General features: G+C 69.3%; 23 protein-coding genes. 11 read left to right on the forward strand and 12 right to left on the reverse strand.

Features of this window, described 5'->3' with window-relative positions; all coding sequences use genetic code 11:
- Window positions 1-5: 5 nt before the first annotated feature.
- Together ACFYTS_RS03665 and ACFYTS_RS03670 are read right to left on the reverse strand one after the other, a co-directional pair.
- Complete coding sequence (locus ACFYTS_RS03665) at window positions 6-323, reverse strand: AzlD domain-containing protein (protein ID WP_387301115.1); 318 nt, start codon at window positions 321-323, stop codon at window positions 6-8.
- Complete coding sequence (locus ACFYTS_RS03670) at window positions 320-1,030, reverse strand: AzlC family ABC transporter permease (RefSeq protein WP_357279924.1); 711 nt, start codon at window positions 1,028-1,030, stop codon at window positions 320-322. Before ACFYTS_RS03670 ends, ACFYTS_RS03665 begins: the two co-directional genes overlap by 4 nt.
- A gap of 93 nt (window positions 1,031-1,123) precedes the next feature.
- Here ACFYTS_RS03670 and ACFYTS_RS03675 point away from each other — a divergent pair, with 93 nt between their 5' ends.
- A complete protein-coding gene (locus ACFYTS_RS03675; protein WP_357279921.1) occupies window positions 1,124-1,723 on the forward strand; it encodes an XRE family transcriptional regulator in 600 nt (199 codons plus the stop codon).
- A 30-nt stretch (window positions 1,724-1,753) separates the two neighbouring features.
- Here the strand turns inward: ACFYTS_RS03675 and ACFYTS_RS03680 are convergent, their stop codons facing one another.
- Complete coding sequence (locus tag ACFYTS_RS03680) at window positions 1,754-2,116, reverse strand: hypothetical protein (protein WP_387301118.1); 363 nt, start codon at window positions 2,114-2,116, stop codon at window positions 1,754-1,756.
- Between the two features lie 61 nt (window positions 2,117-2,177).
- Between ACFYTS_RS03680 and ACFYTS_RS03685 the strand changes: the two genes are divergently transcribed.
- A complete protein-coding gene (locus ACFYTS_RS03685; protein WP_357279916.1) occupies window positions 2,178-2,633 on the forward strand; it encodes a MarR family transcriptional regulator in 456 nt (151 codons plus the stop codon).
- A 3-nt stretch (window positions 2,634-2,636) separates the two neighbouring features.
- Here the strand turns inward: ACFYTS_RS03685 and ACFYTS_RS03690 are convergent, their stop codons facing one another.
- Window positions 2,637-3,365 carry an HNH endonuclease gene (locus ACFYTS_RS03690; RefSeq protein WP_357279914.1) on the reverse strand — a complete coding sequence of 243 codons (729 nt, stop codon included), beginning with the start codon at window positions 3,363-3,365 and terminating at the stop codon, window positions 2,637-2,639.
- 300 nt (window positions 3,366-3,665) lie between these two features.
- On the opposite strand from ACFYTS_RS03690, the gene ACFYTS_RS03695 reads away from it, so the two are divergent.
- The 5 genes from ACFYTS_RS03695 (at window position 3,666) to ACFYTS_RS03715 (ending at window position 7,172) form a co-directional block, all read left to right on the forward strand.
- The gene (locus ACFYTS_RS03695) at window positions 3,666-4,070 is read left to right on the forward strand and encodes a globin (protein ID WP_357279911.1); all 405 of its coding nucleotides are present in this window, start codon (window positions 3,666-3,668) and stop codon (window positions 4,068-4,070) included.
- Between the two features lie 136 nt (window positions 4,071-4,206).
- On the forward strand, window positions 4,207-5,781 hold the full coding sequence (locus tag ACFYTS_RS03700; RefSeq protein WP_357280011.1) for a glycoside hydrolase family 13 protein: 1,575 nt from the start codon (window positions 4,207-4,209) through the stop codon (window positions 5,779-5,781).
- 100 nt (window positions 5,782-5,881) lie between these two features.
- On the forward strand, window positions 5,882-6,160 hold the full coding sequence (locus ACFYTS_RS03705) for a hypothetical protein (RefSeq protein WP_357090307.1): 279 nt from the start codon (window positions 5,882-5,884) through the stop codon (window positions 6,158-6,160).
- 10 nt (window positions 6,161-6,170) lie between these two features.
- Window positions 6,171-6,614 (forward strand): DUF5130 domain-containing protein, encoded by a 444-nt coding sequence (locus ACFYTS_RS03710; RefSeq protein ID WP_387301121.1) that lies wholly within the window; start codon window positions 6,171-6,173, stop codon window positions 6,612-6,614.
- Between the two features lie 144 nt (window positions 6,615-6,758).
- Window positions 6,759-7,172 (forward strand): helix-turn-helix transcriptional regulator, encoded by a 414-nt coding sequence (locus ACFYTS_RS03715; protein ID WP_357279906.1) that lies wholly within the window; start codon window positions 6,759-6,761, stop codon window positions 7,170-7,172.
- Between the two features lie 196 nt (window positions 7,173-7,368).
- On the opposite strand, the gene ACFYTS_RS03720 is transcribed toward ACFYTS_RS03715, so the two are convergent.
- Together ACFYTS_RS03720 and ACFYTS_RS03725 are read right to left on the reverse strand one after the other, a co-directional pair.
- Window positions 7,369-7,956, reverse strand: a complete 588-nt coding sequence (locus ACFYTS_RS03720; protein WP_357279904.1) for an ATP-dependent Clp protease proteolytic subunit — start codon at window positions 7,954-7,956, stop codon at window positions 7,369-7,371.
- Window positions 7,953-8,555 carry a ClpP family protease gene (locus ACFYTS_RS03725; RefSeq protein ID WP_387301123.1) on the reverse strand — a complete coding sequence of 201 codons (603 nt, stop codon included), beginning with the start codon at window positions 8,553-8,555 and terminating at the stop codon, window positions 7,953-7,955. Before ACFYTS_RS03725 ends, ACFYTS_RS03720 begins: the two co-directional genes overlap by 4 nt.
- Window positions 8,556-8,734: 179 nt before the next feature.
- Here ACFYTS_RS03725 and ACFYTS_RS03730 point away from each other — a divergent pair, with 179 nt between their 5' ends.
- On the forward strand, window positions 8,735-8,869 hold the full coding sequence (locus tag ACFYTS_RS03730) for a hypothetical protein (protein WP_357279899.1): 135 nt from the start codon (window positions 8,735-8,737) through the stop codon (window positions 8,867-8,869).
- Window positions 8,870-8,957: 88 nt separating this feature from the next.
- Here ACFYTS_RS03730 and pepN read toward each other — a convergent pair whose 3' ends face one another.
- Window positions 8,958-11,549, reverse strand: coding sequence for an aminopeptidase N (pepN, locus tag ACFYTS_RS03735; RefSeq protein WP_387301125.1), 2,592 nt, complete (start codon window positions 11,547-11,549; stop codon window positions 8,958-8,960).
- Window positions 11,550-11,691: 142 nt separating this feature from the next.
- On the opposite strand from pepN, the gene ACFYTS_RS03740 reads away from it, so the two are divergent.
- Window positions 11,692-12,522, forward strand: a complete 831-nt coding sequence (locus ACFYTS_RS03740; RefSeq protein WP_357279893.1) for a phosphoribosylaminoimidazolesuccinocarboxamide synthase — start codon at window positions 11,692-11,694, stop codon at window positions 12,520-12,522.
- Here ACFYTS_RS03740 and ACFYTS_RS03745 read toward each other — a convergent pair.
- On the reverse strand, window positions 12,519-13,205 hold the full coding sequence (locus ACFYTS_RS03745; RefSeq protein ID WP_387301128.1) for an NAD(P)H oxidoreductase: 687 nt from the start codon (window positions 13,203-13,205) through the stop codon (window positions 12,519-12,521). The two genes, ACFYTS_RS03740 and ACFYTS_RS03745, sit on opposite strands and share 4 nt — an antisense overlap.
- Before the next feature lie 116 nt (window positions 13,206-13,321).
- Here ACFYTS_RS03745 and ACFYTS_RS03750 point away from each other — a divergent pair, with 116 nt between their 5' ends.
- The gene (locus ACFYTS_RS03750; protein ID WP_387301130.1) at window positions 13,322-14,266 is read left to right on the forward strand and encodes an AraC family transcriptional regulator; all 945 of its coding nucleotides are present in this window, start codon (window positions 13,322-13,324) and stop codon (window positions 14,264-14,266) included.
- A gap of 98 nt (window positions 14,267-14,364) precedes the next feature.
- Here the strand turns inward: ACFYTS_RS03750 and ACFYTS_RS03755 are convergent, their stop codons facing one another.
- From ACFYTS_RS03755 to ACFYTS_RS03765, 3 genes are all read right to left on the reverse strand, one after another.
- Window positions 14,365-15,774 carry an RNA polymerase sigma factor gene (locus ACFYTS_RS03755; protein ID WP_387301132.1) on the reverse strand — a complete coding sequence of 470 codons (1,410 nt, stop codon included), beginning with the start codon at window positions 15,772-15,774 and terminating at the stop codon, window positions 14,365-14,367.
- Window positions 15,774-16,175 carry a YciI family protein gene (locus ACFYTS_RS03760; protein WP_379101157.1) on the reverse strand — a complete coding sequence of 134 codons (402 nt, stop codon included), beginning with the start codon at window positions 16,173-16,175 and terminating at the stop codon, window positions 15,774-15,776. The genes ACFYTS_RS03755 and ACFYTS_RS03760 overlap by 1 nt, the downstream gene beginning before the upstream one ends.
- Before the next feature lie 103 nt (window positions 16,176-16,278).
- On the reverse strand, window positions 16,279-17,475 hold the full coding sequence (locus ACFYTS_RS03765) for an FAD/NAD(P)-binding oxidoreductase (protein ID WP_357279880.1): 1,197 nt from the start codon (window positions 17,473-17,475) through the stop codon (window positions 16,279-16,281).
- Between the two features lie 184 nt (window positions 17,476-17,659).
- On the opposite strand from ACFYTS_RS03765, the gene ACFYTS_RS03770 reads away from it, so the two are divergent.
- Entirely contained in the window at window positions 17,660-18,304 is a 645-nt protein-coding gene (locus tag ACFYTS_RS03770; protein ID WP_357279877.1) for a DsbA family protein, read from the forward strand.
- Window positions 18,305-18,378: 74 nt separating this feature from the next.
- Here ACFYTS_RS03770 and ACFYTS_RS03775 read toward each other — a convergent pair whose 3' ends face one another.
- Window positions 18,379-19,380: a M48 family metallopeptidase gene (locus ACFYTS_RS03775; protein WP_357280008.1), complete on the reverse strand. Its 1,002-nt coding sequence runs from the start codon at window positions 19,378-19,380 to the stop codon at window positions 18,379-18,381.
- Between the last annotated feature and the right edge of the window lie 306 nt (window positions 19,381-19,686).

The following is a 19,686-nucleotide window of genomic DNA, read 5'->3' on the forward strand; positions in this document are numbered from 1 at the left end:
GGAGATCAGTGCACGCCGAGCATCCGTAGCCCGGCGGTGACGACCGCGGCCGACAGGATCACCACGATCAGCGGCGCCCGCCGCCAGGCCAGCACGGCCGCGACCAGCACCCCGGCGGGCAGCGCCCACCCGAATCGACTTCCGCCCGAAGGCATCAGCGTGGTGACGGCCAGCGCGGTGAGCAGCACGACCGAGGCGATCTCGAGCAGCCGGACCGTGCGCGGCGAGATCCGGACGCGGCTCCGTAACAGCGGCCCGGCGAACCGGAACGCGAAGGTGCCCACGGCCAGTGCCATGGTGGCCATCAACAGGGTCTTCGTCATCGGGCCGCGCTCACGGTCGAATCCGTGGTGGCGTCGTCGGATCCCGCGCGGCGGGCGACCAGCAGGACCGCGCCCAGCGCGAGCAAAACGGGCAGACCCGCGCCGAGGAACGGCGTGGTCGCGGCGGCCACGGCCGCACCGGCCAGTGCGGCAGTGCGCGTGAGGGAGTCACGCAGGGCCGGAAGGACGAGGGAGAACAGCACCGCCGGGAAGACGGCGTCCAATCCGAAGATGTTCGGGTCGGGCACGACCGAGCCGAGGATCGCGCCGACGGCCGCGCCCAGCGGCCAAGCGGCCAGCACAGCGAGTCCGCACAGCCAGTAGGCGGCGCGACGGCGGTCGCGGTCGGGCTGCGACAATGCCATGGCGACGGATTCGTCGTTCATGACGTGGGTCCCGAGCAGTCGCCGCCAGCCGGTGCCGACCACATCGGGCACGGACAGGCCATAGGGCACGTGCCGCGCATTGACGAGCAGTCCGGCCAGCACGGCCGCGACCAGCCCGCCACCGGCGGTGAGGATGCCGATGAAGACGAATTCCGAGCCCCCGGCCACCACCGCCACGCTCAGGAGAACCGGCAGCCAGCCGGGCAGTCCCGAGGTCACCGCGGTAGCGCCGTAGGACACGCCGATCAGGGCGACTGCCAGGCAGATCGCCGCGATTCCTGTGAGCACACCCCGATCGAGTGTTCGCCATGCCGAACGCATGTTTTCTATAATGAACACACCCGGCCGGGTTCGTCAAAGGGGCGTGCCGGAGGAAAGGGTGAGACCGTCCGGGCCGGTACTGTGAACGCCATCATGACCCAGCAGTCCGACCGCTCCGCACCGGCGTCCCCGCCGGACGCGATTCCCCCCTCTCCGCAGGAGGCGATCGCCGCCGCGCTGCGCCGGGAGCGCGCCCGCTCCGGGCTCTCGCTGACCGAGGTCGCCAAGCGGGCCGGGATCGCGAAATCCACGCTGTCCCAGCTGGAATCGGGCTCCGGCAATCCCAGCATCGAAACCCTGTGGGCGCTGTGCATCGCCCTCGACATCCAGTTCTCGCGGCTGCTGGACCCGCCGACGCCGCAGGTGCAGGTGATTCGCGCGGGCGAGGGCCCGGTGCTCGCCTCGGCCCAATCGGAGTACCGGACCACGCTGCTCGCGGCCTCCCCGCCCGCCGCGCGACGCGACGTGTATCGCGTCACCGCCGAGCCTGGCCACCCCCGCGACTCGGCGCCGCACTCGCGCGGCGTCGTCGAGCACATCGTGCTGTGCGCCGGTCGTGCCAAGGTTGGGCCCGCCGAGGATCCGGTCGAGCTCGAGCCCGGCGACTACATCTGCTATCCCGGCGATATGCCCCACGTCTTCGAAGCCCTCGAGCCGGGCACCTGGGCGCTGCTGGTCAGCGAATACAGCTGATCCTCGAATGACCCTGTCGCCACAGGGTTTTCACTGCACCGCCAGCCACCAGGCGGACAGCAGATGCACTGCCGCCAGCCCGACGCAGGTGGCGGCCATCGGCCAATTGCGCCGTCCCGCACCGATGATCGCGTCCCCGATCTGAGCCAGCCCGGCCACCACCAGGACCGGCGCGAGCCCGTCGCGCGCCCCGGCCGCGAGCAGGATCAGCACCACGATGCTCAGTGGCACCGCCCGGGCTCCGTATCCGTAGGCGAAAAACCTTGTCCCCGCGTTGATCCGGCCGCCGTCCGGCATCGCGAGCGCGGGCCGCGCCATGCCCACCACGCTGGAGATTCCGGAGATCAAGGCGACCGCTCCATTGGCGATGGCGATTCCCGTGTACGCGTCCATGTCGTTCACTCCAATAATCATTCACGCTCTGAATGGTTCGAGCAGAAGTATCATCGGACCGGTGAACGATGTCAAGAAGTCGACCGGGCTCCCGAAGACCGTCGCGTTCCGCCTCGGCACCGTCGGCGCGGTAGTCGCGGACCGATTCGCCGCGCGCATCGAGCCGCTCGACCTCAAGCCCAAGCACGCGGGCCTGATGACCGCGCTGAGCCACGGCGAGGCCGCCTCGCAGCAGGAGTTGGCGGGCCGGCTCGGCGTCGCGCCGAGTCTGGTGGTGGCGCTGGCCGATCACCTGGAACGGCTGGGCGCGATCGAACGCGTGCGGGACCCCGCCGATCGCCGGCGGCAGGTGCTCACGCTCACCGAACCGGGGCATGCCCTGCTCGCGGCATGCGAACAGGCCGCGCGGGAACTCGACGCGGAGCTCACCGCCGGATTGCGGCCCGACGAGCGCACGGCTCTACGGCGTGCGCTCGGCGTACTGGCCGCCGAAGCCGGGCTGCCGACAGGCGAGTGACGGCTAGGCCGCGCCCTCGCCCAGGTACTGCAACCACGTCGGGTCCAATTCGGAGCTGGCCGACAGCAGCCGCCAGTGCGGGCCCTTGGGCGCGACCATCGGATGGTGCAGGGCCCAGCCCAGTTCACTCAGCAGCTTGTCCGCTTTGCGGTGATTGCAGGGCGCGCAAGACGCCACGCAGTTCTCCCACGAATGGGCTCCGCCGCGGCTGCGCGGAATGACGTGATCGATGGTCTCGGCCTTGCCGCCGCAATAGGCGCAGCGGTAGCGGTCGCGATGCATGAGGGCGGCGCGGGTCATGGGTACCCGTGCCCGGTACGGAACGCGCACGTAGTTGCGTAGTCGGATGACCGAGGGGAGTGACACCGAGGTCCCGGCGGAATGCACGACCGGACCCTCCGGATTGTCGTGCACGGTATCGGCCTTGTCGCAGATCAGCAGCACGATGGCGCGGCGCGCGGACAGGGCCGTGAGTGGCTCGTATGTGGCGTTGAGCAGCAGCACGCGGCGTTTGGCCCAGGCGGGAACGGGTGCTGCGGTGGGTGGGTGATGCGAGTGTTCGCGGTGGTCGCCCGGATGGGCGGGCTCGGGATGAGCGCCCGGATGATGCTCGGCATGAGAATGTTCGGACAGTAAGTGCAGCGGAGTAGCCCCCGACCCACGATTGTGGACATCGGCGGGCTGGAGTTGTCGATGCGTCCGCGCCTCACGGGCGCCGTGCCGCTGCTTCATGGGCCATACCCCGGTTTCGTATTCGTCCGATTGTGTGGTATCTCGGCAGACTGCCACCCAGTTGACCATGGAACGGCGCGCAATGCCATCTCTTTCGACACATTGTCAGACACATTCGGATGAACACCGCGTGACGGTGTTTTATCTGCCCCTCCGCTGCGCTGCGGGGCGGGTTCGTGGCCCCCGAAGTCTCGGTTCTTCCCTTCTCCGCTCGTCCGCTTCGCTCCCCCGCTCCTTCGGTCCGGAATCGAGACGGGCCGCGAACTTCGGGCGGGTGCGGGGGCTAATTAGACTCGAGGCGTGACTTCCGGCGAGCAGACTCAGATCTCCTTCTTCGAGGCCGTGGGCGGGCAGGCGACGTTCCATCGGATCGTGGCCGCCTTCTACCGCGAAGTGGCCGCGGACGAGGTGCTGCGGCCGCTGTACCCGGAAGAGGATCTGGGTCCCGCCGAGCGTCGGTTGCGGATGTTCCTGGAGCAGTACTGGGGCGGCCCGCGGACCTACTCCGACGAGCGTGGCCACCCGCGGCTGCGGATGCGGCACCACCCGTTCAAGGTCGGTCCGATCGAGCGGGACGCGTGGCTGCGGGCCATGCACATCGCGGTGGCGGAGATCGAGCCGGAGGTGCTCGATGACGCGCATCGCAAGCAGTTGCTCGACTACTTCGAGATGGCCGCCAATTCGCTCATGAACTCGCCTTTCTGATTGTTGCCGCAGAAGTCGCAGCTTTCCACGGGGATTCAGGTCGGTCGTGGCTGTCCGCTGATCATTTGCTGAATCTGGACAAGTACTTCCGACGCGCCCGCGAAAGCCGCTGTGCTTTGGCACCATTACCGCTGTGATGGACGATCTCGCCGAACTGCCCTGGTGGCGCTCGGCCGTGTTCTACCAGGTGTATCCCCGTTCCTTCGCGGACTCCGACGGCGACGGTGTGGGTGATTTAGGCGGATTGCGCGAGAAGCTGGGCTATTTGGAGCTGCTCGGCGTGGACGCCTTGTGGATCTGCCCGGTCATGCGCTCGCCCATGGCCGACGGCGGCTATGACGTGTCCGACCCACGTGACATCGACCCGCTGTTCGGCGGCCAGGCCGCACTGGACGAGGTCATCGCCGAGGCGCACGACCGGGGCATGCGGGTGACCATGGACCTGGTTCCGAATCACACCAGCGATCAGCACCGGTGGTTCCGGGAGGCGCTGGCGGCCGGGCCGGGCAGCCCGGAGCGGGCGCGCTACTGGTTCCGGGACGGTCGCGGCCCGGATGGCGCACTGCCGCCGAACAACTGGCCGAGCATCTTCGGCGGCCCGGCCTGGACCCGGGTGTACGAACCCGACGGCAGGCCCGGGCAGTGGTACCTGCACATCTTCGCGCCCGAGCAGCCGGACCTGAACTGGGAAAACCAGGAGGTCGCAACCGATTTCGAACAGACCTTGCGGTTCTGGCTGGATCGCGGTGTGGACGGTTTCCGCCTGGATGTCGCGCACGGCATGGCCAAACCCCCGGGCCTGCCGGACATGGAGCGCATCGACACCCGCATGCTGCACCTCGAGGACGAGGATCCGCGGTTCAACAACGCGGGGGTGCACGAGATCCACCGGCGCGTGCGCAAGGTGATGGACGAGTATCCGCACGCGGTCGCCATCGGTGAGGTGTGGGTCAACGACAACGCCCGCTTCGGCGAGTACGTGCGCGCCGACGAACTGCACCTGGCCTTCAACTTCCGCCTCGCCCAGACGCCCTTCGATCCGGACCGCATCCGTACGGCCGTGGACAATTCGCTGCACGCGGTGGCGGGCGTCGGCGCGACGCCCACCTGGACGCTGTCCAACCATGACATCGAACGCGAGGTCACCCGCTATGGAGACGGCCCGGTCGGGCAGGCCCGGGCGCGGGCCATGATCATGCTGGAGCTGGCGCTGCCGGGCGCGGTATTCGTCTACAACGGAGCCGAATTGGGTCTGGCCAATGTGGACGATCTGCCGGAGTCGGCGCTGCGCGACCCCACCTGGGAGCGATCCGGTCACACCGTGCGCGGCCGCGACGGCTGCCGGGTGCCGCTGCCCTGGGAGGGTGCGCGGCCGCCGTTCGGGTTCACGACGGGTGTGCCGTGGTTGCCGATGCCGCCGGAGTGGGCGGGGATGAGCGTGGAGCGGCAGCTGGAACGGTTGGATTCCATGCTGTCGCTGTACCGGATGGCGATCGAATTGCGGGCCGTCCGTCCGGAATTCGCCGGGTCGGGTGTCGAGTGGTACAGGAGCCCGCCGGGCTGTCTGGCGTTTCGGCGCGAGGGCGGGCTGTTGTGCGTGCTCAATGCCACCGACTCGCCGATTCTGCTGCCCGCGGGGGAGGTGTTGCTGACCAGCGCTCCGCTGGCCGGTCGCAAACTCCCGGCGAACTCGACGGCCTGGTTGGTCTGATCGGCGAGGTTTCGCCGGTCCGAAAGGTGAATGTCACGACACGGCCGCACTAACCCTTACCGGTCGTAGTAGTCGCGGGGCGATCGACTACCGTTGGGCCGTGAGCATTCTCCAGACAGTGCTGATCTACGTCGGCATCCCGGTCGCGATCTATCTCGCGATCGCCGGATTGTCGTTCCTCGGCAAGCCGCTGCCCGGCGAGAAGCCGGAACACTACGAACTCGGTGCGAAGTGGACCCAGCCTCCGGTGCTGTGGAGCGCGACCGACGAGGTGACCGGGTCCGGCCACCACGACACTGCTGATTCGCATGGACACCATGCGGCTATCGAAACCGCCAACGCGGAGCTGATCGGAGGCCGGGCAAGTGGCAAGTTCTAATTGGCCCGCGGTGAACGAGGCCGACCTGCCCCACGGTTGGGCCCTCACCTCCAGCGGACGCGTCTCCGGTGTGCACGAGGCCGGCGACGTCTTCAAGGAAGCGCCGTTCAGCGACCGTGAGCGGCTGCTCATGGACAATGCCCTCACCGACGCCACCCGCGCCACCAAGGTGCGCTTCAACGTCTACATCGGCGACCTGGGCGCCGACTCCGCCGCCGGCGTGGACGCGCTGTTCCCGGCCACCCCGGAGGCCGCCCGCTCGGTCCTGATCGCGGTGGACCCGAACACCAGCTCCGTCGAGGTCCGCTCCGGCCACGAGATCGCCGAGCGCGCCAACGACCGCGTCTGCCAGCTCGGCGCGACCGCCGCCACCAGCTCCTTCCGTCAGGGTGAGCTGATCGACGGCCTGGTCTCCGCGGTGCGCGTGATGGCCGCCGCCATCGGCCGCGTCTAGCCGGTTTCCGATCCGACGAGGGACGCCCGGGGCTCGAGCCCCGGGCGTCTTTTCGCGTGTGCCGGGCCTTCGAGCGTTCGCCGCGGAGTTCGCTCTCAGCAGATCGAGGCGCGACGGCCGGGCCAGGCACTTTACGCTCGGTGTATGTCCGAGCATCCGCGTCTGAAGGCGCTTCCCGGTGGTCTGGATCGAGCAGGCCGGTCGGTACGGCCTACGGCATCACCCGCGCCCGTCCGCGAGCGCGCGGATCGGGAACCGCTGTGGCGCGAGGCGCTCGGCGAGCGATTGCGCTCGATGCGGCTGGACCTGGGGGAGAAGCTCACCGAAACCGCTGGGCGGGCCGGGATCTCGCCGCAGTACCTCTCCGAGGTCGAGCGCGGTCGCAAGGAACCGTCGAGCGAGATGATCGCCGCGCTGGCCGGAGCCCTCGGCGTCAGCGTGGGCGGACTCACCCGCCAGGTCGCCGAGGAGCTGCTGCGGACCCGTCTGGTCCCCGCCGCACCGCCCGCGGTGCCGCACCGCTACGCCGGTCAGGTCATGCTGTCGCTGGCCGCCTGACCCGCGCACCGGCCGCCCGCGCCGCGCGGGTCGGCCGTTTCCCGCGCAGCCTCCGGAGACCGTGCCCTATAGTTCTGATGAGCCGTAATTGGTTGTGGATCAAGACAATTCGTGACGGCCGGTTCGGGGCACGGTCTCCTGGCCGAATGGTTGGGCGGCGGTGCTCTCCATCACCACGAGTGCGAACCGACGGCTCTCAGCGCGGGCCGAGCAGTTGGTCGGCGAGGCCGTAGGCGATGGCGGTTTCGGCGGTGAAGACACGGTCGCGGTCGGTGTCGCGGCGGAGGGTTTCGGCGGGCTGGCCGGTGTGGGTGGTGAGGATGGCTTCGATCTGGGCGCGCATGCGGACGATTTCGTCGGCTTGGAGGATGAGGTCGGGGATGGTGCCCTGGCCTCGGATCGCGGGCTGGTGCAGGACGATTCGGGAATGGGGGAGGACGTTGCGGCGGCCTTTCGCGCCACCGGCGAGCAGGACCGCGCCGACGGCGATGGCCTGGCCGACGCAGGTGGTCACGACGGGCGACGAGATGTGCTGCATGGTGTCGTAGATGGCGAGCATGGCGGGCAGTTCGCCGCCCTCGCAATTGATGTAGAGGTTGATGTCCTGGCCGGGGCTCTCCGCGTCCAGGTGCAGGAGTTGCGCGATGAGGGCGTTGGCGACGCCGGAGTCGATGGGGGTGCCGAGGTAGACGATGCGCTCGCTGAGCAGGTGCGAGTAGACGTCCATGATCCGTTCGCCGCGCGGGTCGCGGGTGATGACGTTCGGAATCGTGTAGGTGCTCATGCCGAGATCCCCAGTTTCTGTCGCGCGGGGACCACCTGGTGGAAGGAGTCCACGATGTGGTCGATGAAGCCGTAGTCGCGGGCCTGTTCCGCGGTGAACCACCGGTCGTGGAGCGAATCCTCGAAGATCTGGTCGTAGGGCTGACCGGTGTCCTCGGCGATCAGGCCGAGCACGGTCTGCACCGTGTAGCGCAGGTCGTCGGCCTGGACCTCCACCTCGACGGCGCTGCCGCCGATGCCCGCCGAGCCCTGGTGCATGAGGATGCGGGCGTGCGGCAGGGCGTGGCGGTGGCCGGGAGTGCCCGCCGAGAGCAGGAATTGTCCCGCGCTGCATGACAATCCGAGCGCCAGTGTCGACACCGGGCACGGCACCAGGCGCATCACGTCGCGGATGGCGAGCATGGCCGGCACCGAGCCGCCGGGCGAGTGGATCCACAGCGAGATCCCCGCTTCCGGATCCTCGGCCGCCAGCGTCAGCATCTGGGTCATCAGCAGCGTGCCGTTGTCGTCGTCTAGCCCACCGTCCAGCACCAGGACCCGCCGGGCGAAGAGTTGCTCCCTGGTGCTCCAGTTGAACATCGGAGTCTTGTTGTCTGCCATGCCTTCACGGTGCCGCAGTCGGCCCCCGGAAGTCGCGCCCCGCTGCTGTGGGCAGATCCGCTCTGAGCAGCGGGAATTCGAGCCCCCTGGATCGGGGGCACCGGTTCGGAGGTCTTCAGATCGAGGGTTGCAAGGCCCTAATCTGCTGAAGGGTTGGGAAATCCGAGAGAGGACAAAGCATGACCTTCGTCGCCACCTCCACCGGCAGTGATGTCGGCAGCCTGGCCGCCGCCCTGTTGAAGCTGCTGGGCATCACGTCGATGTGCACGATCTCGGCGAACTGGGCCGGGTGCAACCCCGGCCAGGTCTGGTAGAGGGGCTGATCCTCCACACGAACAACAGCGCCTCCCGAAGGTTCGGGAGGCGCTGTTGTGTGTGGAAGGTGTTGCCGGGCAGCGCTTTCTAGCCGCGATCGAACGCGCGGGCGCGCAGCGAGCGTTCGATGCCCGCCTTGCCCTCGACCACCAGGCGGCGCAGCGCCGGCGGGTGGTCGCCGCCGAGGAACTTGTCGGCCACGGCGACGGCTTCCTCGGTGACGGCCCAGTGCGGGTAGAGGCCGACGACGACGGTCTGGGCGACCTCGCTGGAGCGGCGGTCCCACACCGCGGCGATATCGGCGAAGTAGCGCTCCACGTACGGGCTGAGCAGCTCGGACTGCCCCGCCGGCGCGAAGCCCGCGACGATGGCGCGCGCGGTGATGTTGGGCACCGTGTCGTCACCCATGACGGTGTCCCACGCCGATTCCTTGACCGCCGATTGCGGGCGGGCGGTGGATGCCGCGGCGGCCTGGCGGCGGCCCGCAGCGGTGTCGTCGCGGGCGAGTTCGGAGTCGATGACCGGGGTTTCGATGCCGTCGGAGTCGATGGCTCCGGCGGCGGCCAGCGCCTGGGTGATGCGCCAGCGCAGGTCGGTGTCGATGGTCAGGCCGGGCAGGCCCGCGCGTTCGGGGTCCTCGGCGCGCAGCTGGCGCAGCACCTGGATGTGCTGCGGGGACAGCAGCGCGCCGGTGAGCGCATTGACGAACGCCAGCTGGTGGTCCGAGCCGGCACCGGCGGCGCGGGCCAGCTCCAGCAGCCGGTCGGCGTAGGCGGGCCAGCCCTCGGTGCGCGCCCACTCCGGGTCGGCGTAGGCGCTGAGCGCGGTGCTCGCCTGCATGAGAAGCCGCTGCACGACGCCGATCTCGGTTTCCGCGCCGACGCCGCGCTGCACCAGCGCCACGAAGTCGCGGGCCTTCATCTCGGCCTGGCGGGTCATCTCCCAGGCCGCGGACCAGGCCAGGGTGCGGGGCAGCGGTTCGGCGATGTCGGCGATGCGGGCCACCACGGTGTCGAGCGAGTCGGCGTCGAGGCGGACCGAGCAGTAGGTGAGGTCGTCGTCGTTGACCAGCACCAGCTTGCCGCGGCCGACGCCGATCAGCTCGGGCACGTCGGTGCGCTCGGCCGCGTCCGCGTCGAGCTCGACGCGCTTGGTGCGCACCAGCTTTCCGTTCTGGTCGTCGTAGATGCCGATGGCGAGCCGGTGCACGCGCCGCTCACCGGCACCGGGCTCGGCACCGTCCTGCACGACCGCGAAGGAGGTGAAGTTGCCGGCGTCGTCCACGGTGAAGTCGGGGCGCAGGATATTGAGGCCCGTGGTCTTGAGCCACTGCGCGCCCCAGTCGGACAGGTCGCGGCCCGACGCCTTCTCCAGCGCGCCCACCAGATCATCGAAAGTGGCGTTGCCGTAGGCGTGTTCGGTGAAGTAGTCGCGCAGACCGGCCAGGAACGGCTCCTCGCCGACGTAGGCCACCAGCTGCTTGAGCACGGAAGCGCCCTTGGCGTAGGTGATTCCGTCGAAGTTGACCTCGACAGCGGCCAGGTCGGGGATGTCGGCGGCGATCGGGTGGGTGGAGGGCAGCTGGTCCTGCCGATAGGCCCACGACTTCTCGACATTGGCGAAAGTGGTCCAGGCGTTGGTGTATTCGGTCGCGCCGACCTGGCACAGCACCGACGCGAAGGTGGCGAACGACTCGTTCAGCCACAGGTCGTCCCACCACTTCATGGTGACCAGATCGCCGAACCACATGTGCGCCATCTCGTGCAGTACGGTCTCGCAGCGGCGCTCGTAGGACGCGCGGGTCACCTTGGAACGGAAGACGTAGTCCTCGAGGAAGGTGACGGCGCCGGCGTTCTCCATGGCGCCCGCGTTGAATTCGGGCACGAACAGCTGGTCGTACTTGCCGAAGGCGTAGGGCACGCCGAAATTGGCGTGGTAGAAACCGAAGCCCTGCTTGGTCTCGGTGAAGAGCCGTTCATGGTCCATGAACGTGGCCAGCGAGGCGCGGCAGTAGATGCCGAGCGGGATCTCGCCGTGCGAATCCTGGTAGGAGTCGGTCCATTTCGCGTACGGCCCGGCGATGAGGGCGACCAGATAGGTGCTCATGCGCGGGGTGGTGGCGAAGGTGTGGCGGACGACGGCGCCGAGCCGGTGGGTGTCGGTGACGGCACCGTTGGAGATGACCTCCCAGTCCTCGGGCGCGGTCACGACCATGTCGTAGGTGGCCTTGAGGTCGGGCTGGTCGAAGCAGGCGAACATGCGCTTGCAGTCGGCGGTCTCGAACTGCGAGTACAGGTAGACCTTGTTGTCGGTGGGGTCGACGAAACGGTGCAGGCCCTCACCGGTGTTGGAGTACTCGCCGTCGGCCTCGATCACCAGCTCGTTGTTCGCGGCCAGGTCGGGCAGGGTGAGGCCCTGCTCCTCGTCGTAGCCGCTCACGTCCAGGTCGACGCCGTTGAGCACGGCCGAGCGCAGGCCCGCGCCCACGAAGTCGATGAAGGTCTGCGCACCCGGCGTCGCGGTGAAGGTCACCGTCGCCTTCGAGTGGAACGTCTCACTGCGAGGCGCGTCGGCGCTGGTGGGCTGGCCGGTGAGGTCCAGCTCGACCTTGTAGTTCTCCACCTGGACCGTGGCGGCGCGTTCGATGGCCTGCTCGCGGGTGAGATTCGGTGCGGACAAGGAGGCTCCTTAGCTCTCGGAGAACTGTGCGGCAGTAGCCAGCTTGCCATGCCCGGGGTCGCGCGGTTGGGCGTGTCCGATGCGAGGACGGCCACCCACTAGGCTGGGCGGCGGCAGCTATCGCCCAGCACGAGGAGGACCGTTGAAGCACATCCACGCCGGTAAGGTGCGCGACCTGTACGAGGACGGCGATTCGCTGATCCTGGTCGCATCCGACCGGGTGTCGGTGTACGACGTGGTGCTGCCGACCCCGATCCCGGACAAGGGCGCGCTGCTCACCCAGCTGTCGAACTGGTGGTTCGGCTTCTTCTCCGATGTGCCCAACCACATTCTGTCCACCACCGACGTGCCCGTCGAGTTCGCGGGCCGCGGCGTGCGGGTCAAGCCGCTGAAGATGGTGAAGGTGGAGTGCATCGCGCGCGGCTACCTGACCGGCGGCGGCCTGGCCGAGTACAACCGCACCGGCACCGTGTCCGGCATCGCGCTGCCGCCGGGCCTGCGCGACGGCGACAAGCTGCCCGAACCCATCTTCACCCCCACCACCAAGGCCGACGAGGGCCACGACGAGCCGATCAGCTTCGCCGACGTGGTGAACCAGGAGGGCAAGGAGGTCGCCGACAAGCTGCGCGACCTGACCCTCGAGATGTACTCGCGCGGCGCCGACCACGCCGCCGCCAACGGTGTCATCATCGCCGACACGAAGATCGAACTCGGCTGGGACGGTGACGTTCTCACCGTCGGCGACGAGGTGCTGACCTCGGACTCCTCCCGCTTCTGGCCCGCCGACGACTACGAGCCGGGCCGCCCGCAGAAGTCGTTCGACAAGCAGTTCGTGCGCGACTGGTCCACCTCCACGGGGTGGAACAAGGAGTACCCGGGCCCGGAGATTCCGGCCGACATCATCGACGTGACCCGCCAGAAGTACAAGCAGGCCTACGAACTCATCACCGGCAACGCCTGGACCGGCGTCTAGGCCGGAACCGCCTCGGCGGCAAGGAAGTTCGTGACGAACTCGTCGGCCCGGCGCTCCAGATCGGCGTACTGGGCGACCCGTTCGGCGCCGACGGTGGCCGGGTCGATGAGCAGTTGCCCGTCGGCGTCGAGCCGCTGACGGCGTTCCTCGGCGTCGGGCAGCAGGCCGACGCTCGAATGGGAGAAGCCGCAGTAGTAGGCGATTCCCATATTGAGCTGGCCCTCCAGTGACTGCTGGAGGAAGTCCACGAGCGGGTCGCCCGCGGCCATTCCGGCCAGGCCGAGCCACAGCATGCGCTTGCCCGCCAGGCGAGGCTTGCTGCGGCCGTAGGCGAATCCGTAGTTCCACACGCGGTCGATCCAGCCCTTGAGCAGCGCGGGGACGCTCGCCCAGTAGACGGGGAAGACCGCGATCACCACGTCGGCGGCGAGGATGCGGTCCATGTGCTCGTGGACCTCGGGGGAGTAGAGCTTCTCGCGATTGCCCCAATCCGGCTGGTCGGCCTCGATCATGCGGGGATCGAAGCCCTCGGCCCGCAGGTCCAGCAGGTCGACGCGGTAGCCGTCGGACTCCAGCCGGGCGGTCGTGCGGGCGGCGAGGTGCGCGGTCAGGGAATCGGATCGGTGGTGGGCGACCACGACCAGCGCGGTGCGGGCGGGCTGATCGATACCGTCGTGCGACAAGGGATTCCTCCTGGATCCGGGTGGTTGTTTGCTGTGCTCCCAGTACACCCGCCCGGATGTAGACGATCCATGGGTGAAAAGCTCGGCCTGATAGGAATTCGTCTACCCTCGATGAGGTGGATCCTCTGAGTAAGTTGCTGAGCGGTATTCGAGCCGAAGGCGCCGTGGTCACCCACGCGGTGATGCCCGCGCCCTGGACGATCCGCTTCGCCGACCGTGCGCCACTGACGATGATCACCGTCATGCGCGGAGGCGGGACGCTGCTGCTGCCGGACGGCGACCGTCGGACACTCGAGGCGGGCGATACCGCACTGGTGCGTGGCCCGGGCGACTTCCGGCTTGTCTCAGGTGATTTCGACAGCGGCGAGCCCGGGGCGGGCGCTGCCGCTCCGGCCGAGTACGAGATCTCCTGCTTCGCCGTCGATTCCGAGTGCGCGGGTGAGGAACTCGGCGGAATCCACTGGGGCAGTGACGCCGACGCCACCGCCCTGATGGTGGGCGCCTACCGCACCTCCTTCCGTCGCCACGAACGTCTCCTGCGTGCGCTCCCAGCGGTATTGGTGGTCAGGGAGGACTACGAATCCTGCGGCTGGTACGAGTCGGCCGCCGCCTCCGCCGTCCTGCAGAGCGCGGGCTCGCAGGCCATGATGGACCGCCTGCTCGACTGGAGCCTGGTCTGCACCCTGCGCACCTGGTTCGACCAAGCCGGACCCGAGGCGCCGACCTGGTTCCGCGGCCTCGCCGATCCGGTCATCGCCCCCGCGCTGCAATCGATCCACACGACCCCCGGCGCGCCCTGGACCGTGGCCTCGCTGGCCGCCGAAGCCGGGGTCTCCCGGGCGCTCTTCGCCAAACGCTTCACCGCCGTGATGGGGCAACCGCCGCTGGCCTACCTCACCGAATCGCGGATGGACGAAGCCGAGGAACTCCTCACCGACACCGACCTGACCATCGCCCGTATCGCCACATCGGTCGGTTACGCGGATCCGTTCGGCTTCTCCGCCGCATTCAAACGCCATCGCGGCGTGAGCCCCACCGCCTTCCGCGCGTCCGCCGCCTGAGGCGCGCCGCGGCAGAGACGGCGGCTCCGCGGTCACGTGGACGGCGGCCACCGCTCAGGGATCGCGGACACGCGGGATCGGATCTGCCCCGCGAAATCTCAACCACGACGCAGGCGGGCGGCGCGGATCGTGAGGTAGTCGCGTTCGGGGAGGCTGGTGGTGCTGCGCGCGGCCGCCGTGTAGCAGGCGACGGCTTCCTCGTGGTCGCCGGCCATTTCGTGCAGGTGGCCACGGACGGCATCGAGGCGGTGGTTGCCCGGCAGCGACTCCGCGAGGGTGTCGGCGAGGTCCAGACCGGCCTGCGGCCCGTGCACCATGGCGGTGGCGACCGCGCGGTTGAGGGTGACCATCGGGTTGGGGGACTGGCGTTCGAGGGCGTTGTACAGCAACAGGATTCGGGGCCAGTCGGTGTCCTCGGGTCGCAGCGCCTGCGCGTGCAGGGCGGCGATGGCGGCCTGGATCTGATAGGGGCCGATGAGTCCGCGGCTGACCGACGCGGTCGCCAGGCGCACCCCCTCGATGATCATCTCCCGATCCCACAGCCCGCGATCCTGTTCGGCGAGCGGGATCAGTTCGCCGTGCTCGCCGGTACGGGCGGCGCGCCGGGCATCGGTCAGCAGGAGCAGTGCGAGCAGGCCGGTGACCTCGGGATTGTCCGGAAGTACGCGATACAGCGCCCGGGCCAGCCGAATCGCCTCGCTCGACAGGTCGCCGCGGCGTAGTCGCTCGCCGCCGCTGGTGTGGCCTTCGGTGAAGATCAGGTACAGCACCCGCAGCACGCTGTCCAGGCGCGTATTCCATTCCCCGCGTTGCCCGTTCGATTCCGCGGGCATGGCGAAGGGGCGGTCCTCCTCCGCGATGCGCTTCTTGGCGCGGGTGATCCGTTGCGCCATGGTGCGTTCCGGGAGCAGGAAGGCCCGGGCGATCTCCTCGGTGGTGAGCCCGCCCACCGCGCGCAGGGTCAGGGCGATCGCGCTCGCGGGCGACAGTGCGGGGTGGCAGCACAGGAAGAACAACGTGAGCGTGTCGTCGCGGTCCTCGGTCCCGGTATCGGGGGCAGCTCGGCCGGTGACCGCGCCGCCCGGATCGGCCGTGCCGCGGATACCGGATGCCCCGGAGGGCGCGGCCGCACGGCTCGCACCGTCCGCGCCGGGTGCGGCGGCCAGTTGGTCGAGTCCCGTCTCCGACAGCGCGGCGACGACGGCGTCGGCCGGGTCGGGGGTCGCCGTGCCCAGGCGTTCCGGGTCGCGGATCGCGTCGGCGGTCTCGCGGTTGCGGCGGGCGGAGTCGGCGCGGATGGCGTCGACCATGCGGCGCGCGCCGACCTGGATGAGCCAGCCGCGCGGGTTGCCGGGCAGGCCGTCGGCGGGCCACTGGGTGGCGGCGGCGAGCAGGGCTTCCTGGAGGGCGTCCTCGGCGGCGTCGAAATCGCCGTAGCGGCGGACGAGCGCGCCGAGGACCTGCGGGGCGAGTTCGCGCAGCAGGTCCTCGATCGCGGTGTGCGGCATCAGAGTTCGGCGGCGGGGGCGCTCATGATCTGCCGGACCTCGATGTACTCGCCGATCGGCTTGCCGCCGGGGCCGGGCGCGGCCGAGGCCTGGGCGGCGATCTCGACGGCCCGGTCGGGAGTGTCGACGTCGACGATCCAGTACCCGGCCAGCAGCTCCTTGGTCTCGGGGAACGGGCCGTCGGTGACGACCGGCGCGGACCGGCCGTCGGAACTGACGGTGATCGCCTGCCCCGGGTCGGCGAGGCCCTGCGCTTCGACCAGCTCGCCGGACTTGGCCAGCTGCTCGCCCAGGGTGCGCTGGAAGTCGATGTGCGCCTGGATCTCCTCGGGCGCCCACTGGTGGATCGGGGTGTCGCAGAAAGCGGCCGGGGTGTAGGACTTGATCAGCATGTACTTCATGGTCGGCTCCTTCGTCGGCGCGCCGCGGTGGCGCTCTCGCATACAGGTCGGAGCCCCGCACGCCGGATCGACGTATCGCGCAGCCCATGGTGTGTGACGGTGGTCACAAGGCTTCCGGGTCGACGGCCCGGCCGCTCAGGATCAGCTCCTTGATCTTGTCGGTGACATCCCACACGTTCACGTTCATCCCGGCCAGCACCCGATCGTTCGGATCGAGCCAGTACGCCACGAACTCGCGTCCGGCCAGATCACCGCGCACCACCACGCGCGCCTGCTGCCGGGGGGAGACGTAGCCGGTGTACTCCATCCCCAGGTCGTACTGATCGGTGAAGAAGTAGGGCAGCCGGTCGTACACGGCGGGCCTGCCGAGCATGGTCAGGGCCGCCACGGCGGGCTGATTGAGCGCGTTCGCCCAGTGCTCCACCCGGATTCGCTGACCCAGCACCGGATGCTGCTGATCGGCGATATCGCCGACCGCGACGATATCGGGGTCCGAGGTGGCCAGGCTCTCGTCGACCAGGACCCCGCCGTCGACCGCCAGCCCGGCCTCCGCGGCCAGCTCGATATTGGGTCGCGCACCCACCGCGACCAGCACCGCGTCCGCCTCGATACGGGTACCGTCGTCCAGGAGCACACCGGTCGCGCGGCCGTCGGCGGTGGTGATCTCGCTGACCTTCACGTCCGTGCGCAGGTCCACGCCGTGCGCGCGGTGCAGGCCCGCGAACACCTCGCCCATCTCGGTGCCGAGCGCGGCCCGCAACGGAACCGAGTCCGCCTCCAGCACAGTCACTTCCACGCCCGCAGCCCGTGCGGCCGCCGTCACCTCGAGTCCGATCCAGCCCGCGCCGATCACCGCCAGCCGCTGGACCTCGCCGAACATGGCCAGCAGCGCGTCGGAGTCCTCGATGGTGCGCAGCACGTGCACGCCCCGCGCGTCCACCCCGGGCATGCGCAGCATGCGCGGGCGCGAGCCGGTGGCCAGTGCCAGTTTGTCGTAGGGCAGCGTCGTACCGTCCGGCAGCGCAACGGTTTTGGCGCCACGGTCCAGGCCGGTGACGGTGGTGCCGGGCATCACCTCGATATGATGGTCGCGGTACCACTGCGACGGGTCCACGGTGAAGTCGGGCAGCGACTTCTTGCCCAGCAGATGCTCCTTGGACAGCGGCGGGCGCTCGTAGGGCAGATGCTCCTCGGCGCTGACGAGGGTCACCGTGCCGTCGAAGTCATTGGCCCGCAAGGCTTCCGCGAGCTTCGCCGCGGCGAGTCCGCCTCCCGCGATGACGAACCTGGAACTGGTCATGCCGAACCTCCCTGCTCACGCGGCCGGGGACAGCTCCACCGGATGTGGCCGTCCTCCCGGCGAGGCCGATATTTCGACCCTAGACCCGGGTGAGTCGGGCGGAGCGGAAATATCGGCAACAATCCGGGTTGTTGCCTTAGGGGAACGGCCGTGTGTCGGCCGTCGACTGTGAAAGGACTTCCTTGTGAGCGACACCAAAAAGGACCGGGTCGACTTCTGGTTCGATCCGATGTGCCCCTGGTGCTGGATCACCTCCCGCTGGATCCTCGAGGTCGAGCAGGTCCGCGATATCGACGTCAACTTCCATGTCATGAGCCTGGGAGTGCTCAACGACGGCCGTGAGGGCCTGCCGCCGGAGTACGTGGAGCTGCTGCGCACCGCGTGGGGCCCGGTCCGGGTCGCCATCGCCGCCGCCCGCGAGCACGGCGACAAGGTGCTGGCGCCGCTGTACACGGCCATGGGCACCCGCTTCCACAACCGCCGCGCCGAGTACGAGCAGGACGGGCCGCGCGCCGACCTGATCGAGGTCATCATCGCCGAGTCGCTGGCCGAGATCGGGCTGCCCGCCGAGCTGGCCGCCGCGGCCACCTCCGTCGAATACGACGAGGAACTGAAGGCCTCGCACCACGCGGGCATGGACAAGGTCGGCCAGGATGTCGGCACGCCGACCATCCACATCAACGGCGTGGCCTTCTTCGGTCCGGTGCTCTCGCGCATCCCGCGCGGTGAGGTGGCGGGCAAGGTGTGGGACGGCGCCGTCGCGCTGGCCTCCTACCCGCACTTCTTCGAGCTGAAGCGGACTCGCACCGAGGACCCCGCCTTCGACTGAGGGGCAGGGCTTTCGGTGATATAGACACAGATCGGGCGGGGTCCGTGGACACGGACCCCGCCCGATTCGTGTGATCAGTGCGGCCGGTACTCGTGGTAGGTGGCGGTCTCGCCGTACTGCGGCGCGGGACCGCCGTACGGCTGCGGAGCGCCGTAGGGTCCGGCCACAGGCGGCCGCTGTGGGGCGTCGGGACGCCAGAACAGCTTGCCGTGGCGGCTGCGGTCGCGCAGCGCCCACATGCGCCAGGTCAGCACCGGATGGCTGGCGGTCGCATTCGCCATCCAGACGAAGAAGCCCTTCTCCTGCGGCGCGCGGTCGGCCATCTCGTCGAAACTGACCAGATTGTTCAGGTACTTGCCCGCCGCCAGCGTCTGCATCGCCGTCGGTGCGCCCTGTGGGCGGTTGCAGAAGCCGTGATTGTCGGCCGTGTACTCCTGCGAGCGGATCAGCGAACTGCCCAGGATCGGCAGGAACGGGGCGAGGAACATGCCCAGCTGCCGCCAGTACGAGACGTGGCCCGCCGCGATGTGCCCGACCTCGTGGCCGATGATGAAGGCCAGCGCCTCGGGATTGCGTGCCGCGCCGCTGATCTCGAACAAGTCGCTGTAGACGACCACGTAACGGCGGAAGCCGTGCCCGGAGGCGAAGGCGTTGATCTGGCCGTTGCCGGTGACCACGTAGGCATCCGGGACCCGGGTCATGCCGAAGCGGGCCGCCGCCTCCTGCACCATGCGGAAGCCGTCGGGGAACTGGGTCGGCGACATCTTCACGCCGTTGACGCGCTGCGCGGCGTAGTTCATCCCGCGGCCGAGGTAGACCAGCAGCGGCGCGAACACCAGCACCAGCACGATCTGGTTGGAGGAGCCCGACACCAGCGCGAGCAGCGCCAGCAGGAACGCCAGCACGGTGGCGATGATCACGATCACCAGCAGCGGGATCTCCCAGCTGTGCCGCGCGGGCATCCCGAACGGAGACAGGCCGCGGTTGCCGGTCTGCACCACCGGCGGAGGCGGCGGCGAATACGGTTGCTGCGGAGCCCATCCCGGCGGGCCCACCCGCGGATCCCAGCCGGACATGCCGGTGACGGGGTTCCACGCGGGCTGGGCGCCCGGGGGCTGCGCGGCGGGGTAGGAAGTCGTCGGGTGGGCGTACCCGCCGGTCGGCCGGCCCGGGTGGACGGCGGTGGGCTGGGCCCCGAAGTCGCCGGTCGGATACGGCGGATACGCGCTCGCGGGCTGCGCGGGGTAGCCGCCCGCGGGCCCGCCCGGGTGAGCGGTCGTGTGATCGGCGGACCGATCGGCGTTCGGCTGCTCGCCGCTCGGCGGCTGTCCTTGATCTCCGCTGGCGGATTGCCCCCCGTAGGCGTTCGGCGTGGATGAACT

Origin of the sequence: Nocardia sp. NPDC004151 (assembly GCF_042874235.1) — a bacterium.
GTDB lineage: Bacteria > Actinomycetota > Actinomycetes > Mycobacteriales > Mycobacteriaceae > Nocardia.

Coding starts and splice junctions, on each gene's coding strand:
- ACFYTS_RS03720 (WP_357279904.1), bottom strand. CDS start 7,956: ATGAGCACCTACACGATTCCGAACGTCATCACCCGCGACCCGCGCGGC.
- ACFYTS_RS03670 (WP_357279924.1), bottom strand. CDS start 1,030: ATGCGTTCGGCATGGCGAACACTCGATCGGGGTGTGCTCACAGGAATC.
- ACFYTS_RS03725 (WP_387301123.1), bottom strand. CDS start 8,555: ATGGCAGACAACAAGACTCCGATGTTCAACTGGAGCACCAGGGAGCAA.
- ACFYTS_RS03715 (WP_357279906.1), top strand. CDS start 6,759: ATGTCCGAGCATCCGCGTCTGAAGGCGCTTCCCGGTGGTCTGGATCGA.
- ACFYTS_RS03665 (WP_387301115.1), bottom strand. CDS start 323: ATGACGAAGACCCTGTTGATGGCCACCATGGCACTGGCCGTGGGCACC.
- ACFYTS_RS03730 (WP_357279899.1), top strand. CDS start 8,735: ATGACCTTCGTCGCCACCTCCACCGGCAGTGATGTCGGCAGCCTGGCC.
- ACFYTS_RS03675 (WP_357279921.1), top strand. CDS start 1,124: ATGACCCAGCAGTCCGACCGCTCCGCACCGGCGTCCCCGCCGGACGCG.
- ACFYTS_RS03765 (WP_357279880.1), bottom strand. CDS start 17,475: ATGACCAGTTCCAGGTTCGTCATCGCGGGAGGCGGACTCGCCGCGGCG.
- ACFYTS_RS03755 (WP_387301132.1), bottom strand. CDS start 15,774: ATGCCGCACACCGCGATCGAGGACCTGCTGCGCGAACTCGCCCCGCAG.
- ACFYTS_RS03775 (WP_357280008.1), bottom strand. CDS start 19,380: ATGTCCGGCTGGGATCCGCGGGTGGGCCCGCCGGGATGGGCTCCGCAG.
- ACFYTS_RS03680 (WP_387301118.1), bottom strand. CDS start 2,116: ATGGACGCGTACACGGGAATCGCCATCGCCAATGGAGCGGTCGCCTTG.
- ACFYTS_RS03690 (WP_357279914.1), bottom strand. CDS start 3,365: ATGAAGCAGCGGCACGGCGCCCGTGAGGCGCGGACGCATCGACAACTC.
- ACFYTS_RS03760 (WP_379101157.1), bottom strand. CDS start 16,175: ATGAAGTACATGCTGATCAAGTCCTACACCCCGGCCGCTTTCTGCGAC.
- ACFYTS_RS03700 (WP_357280011.1), top strand. CDS start 4,207: ATGGACGATCTCGCCGAACTGCCCTGGTGGCGCTCGGCCGTGTTCTAC.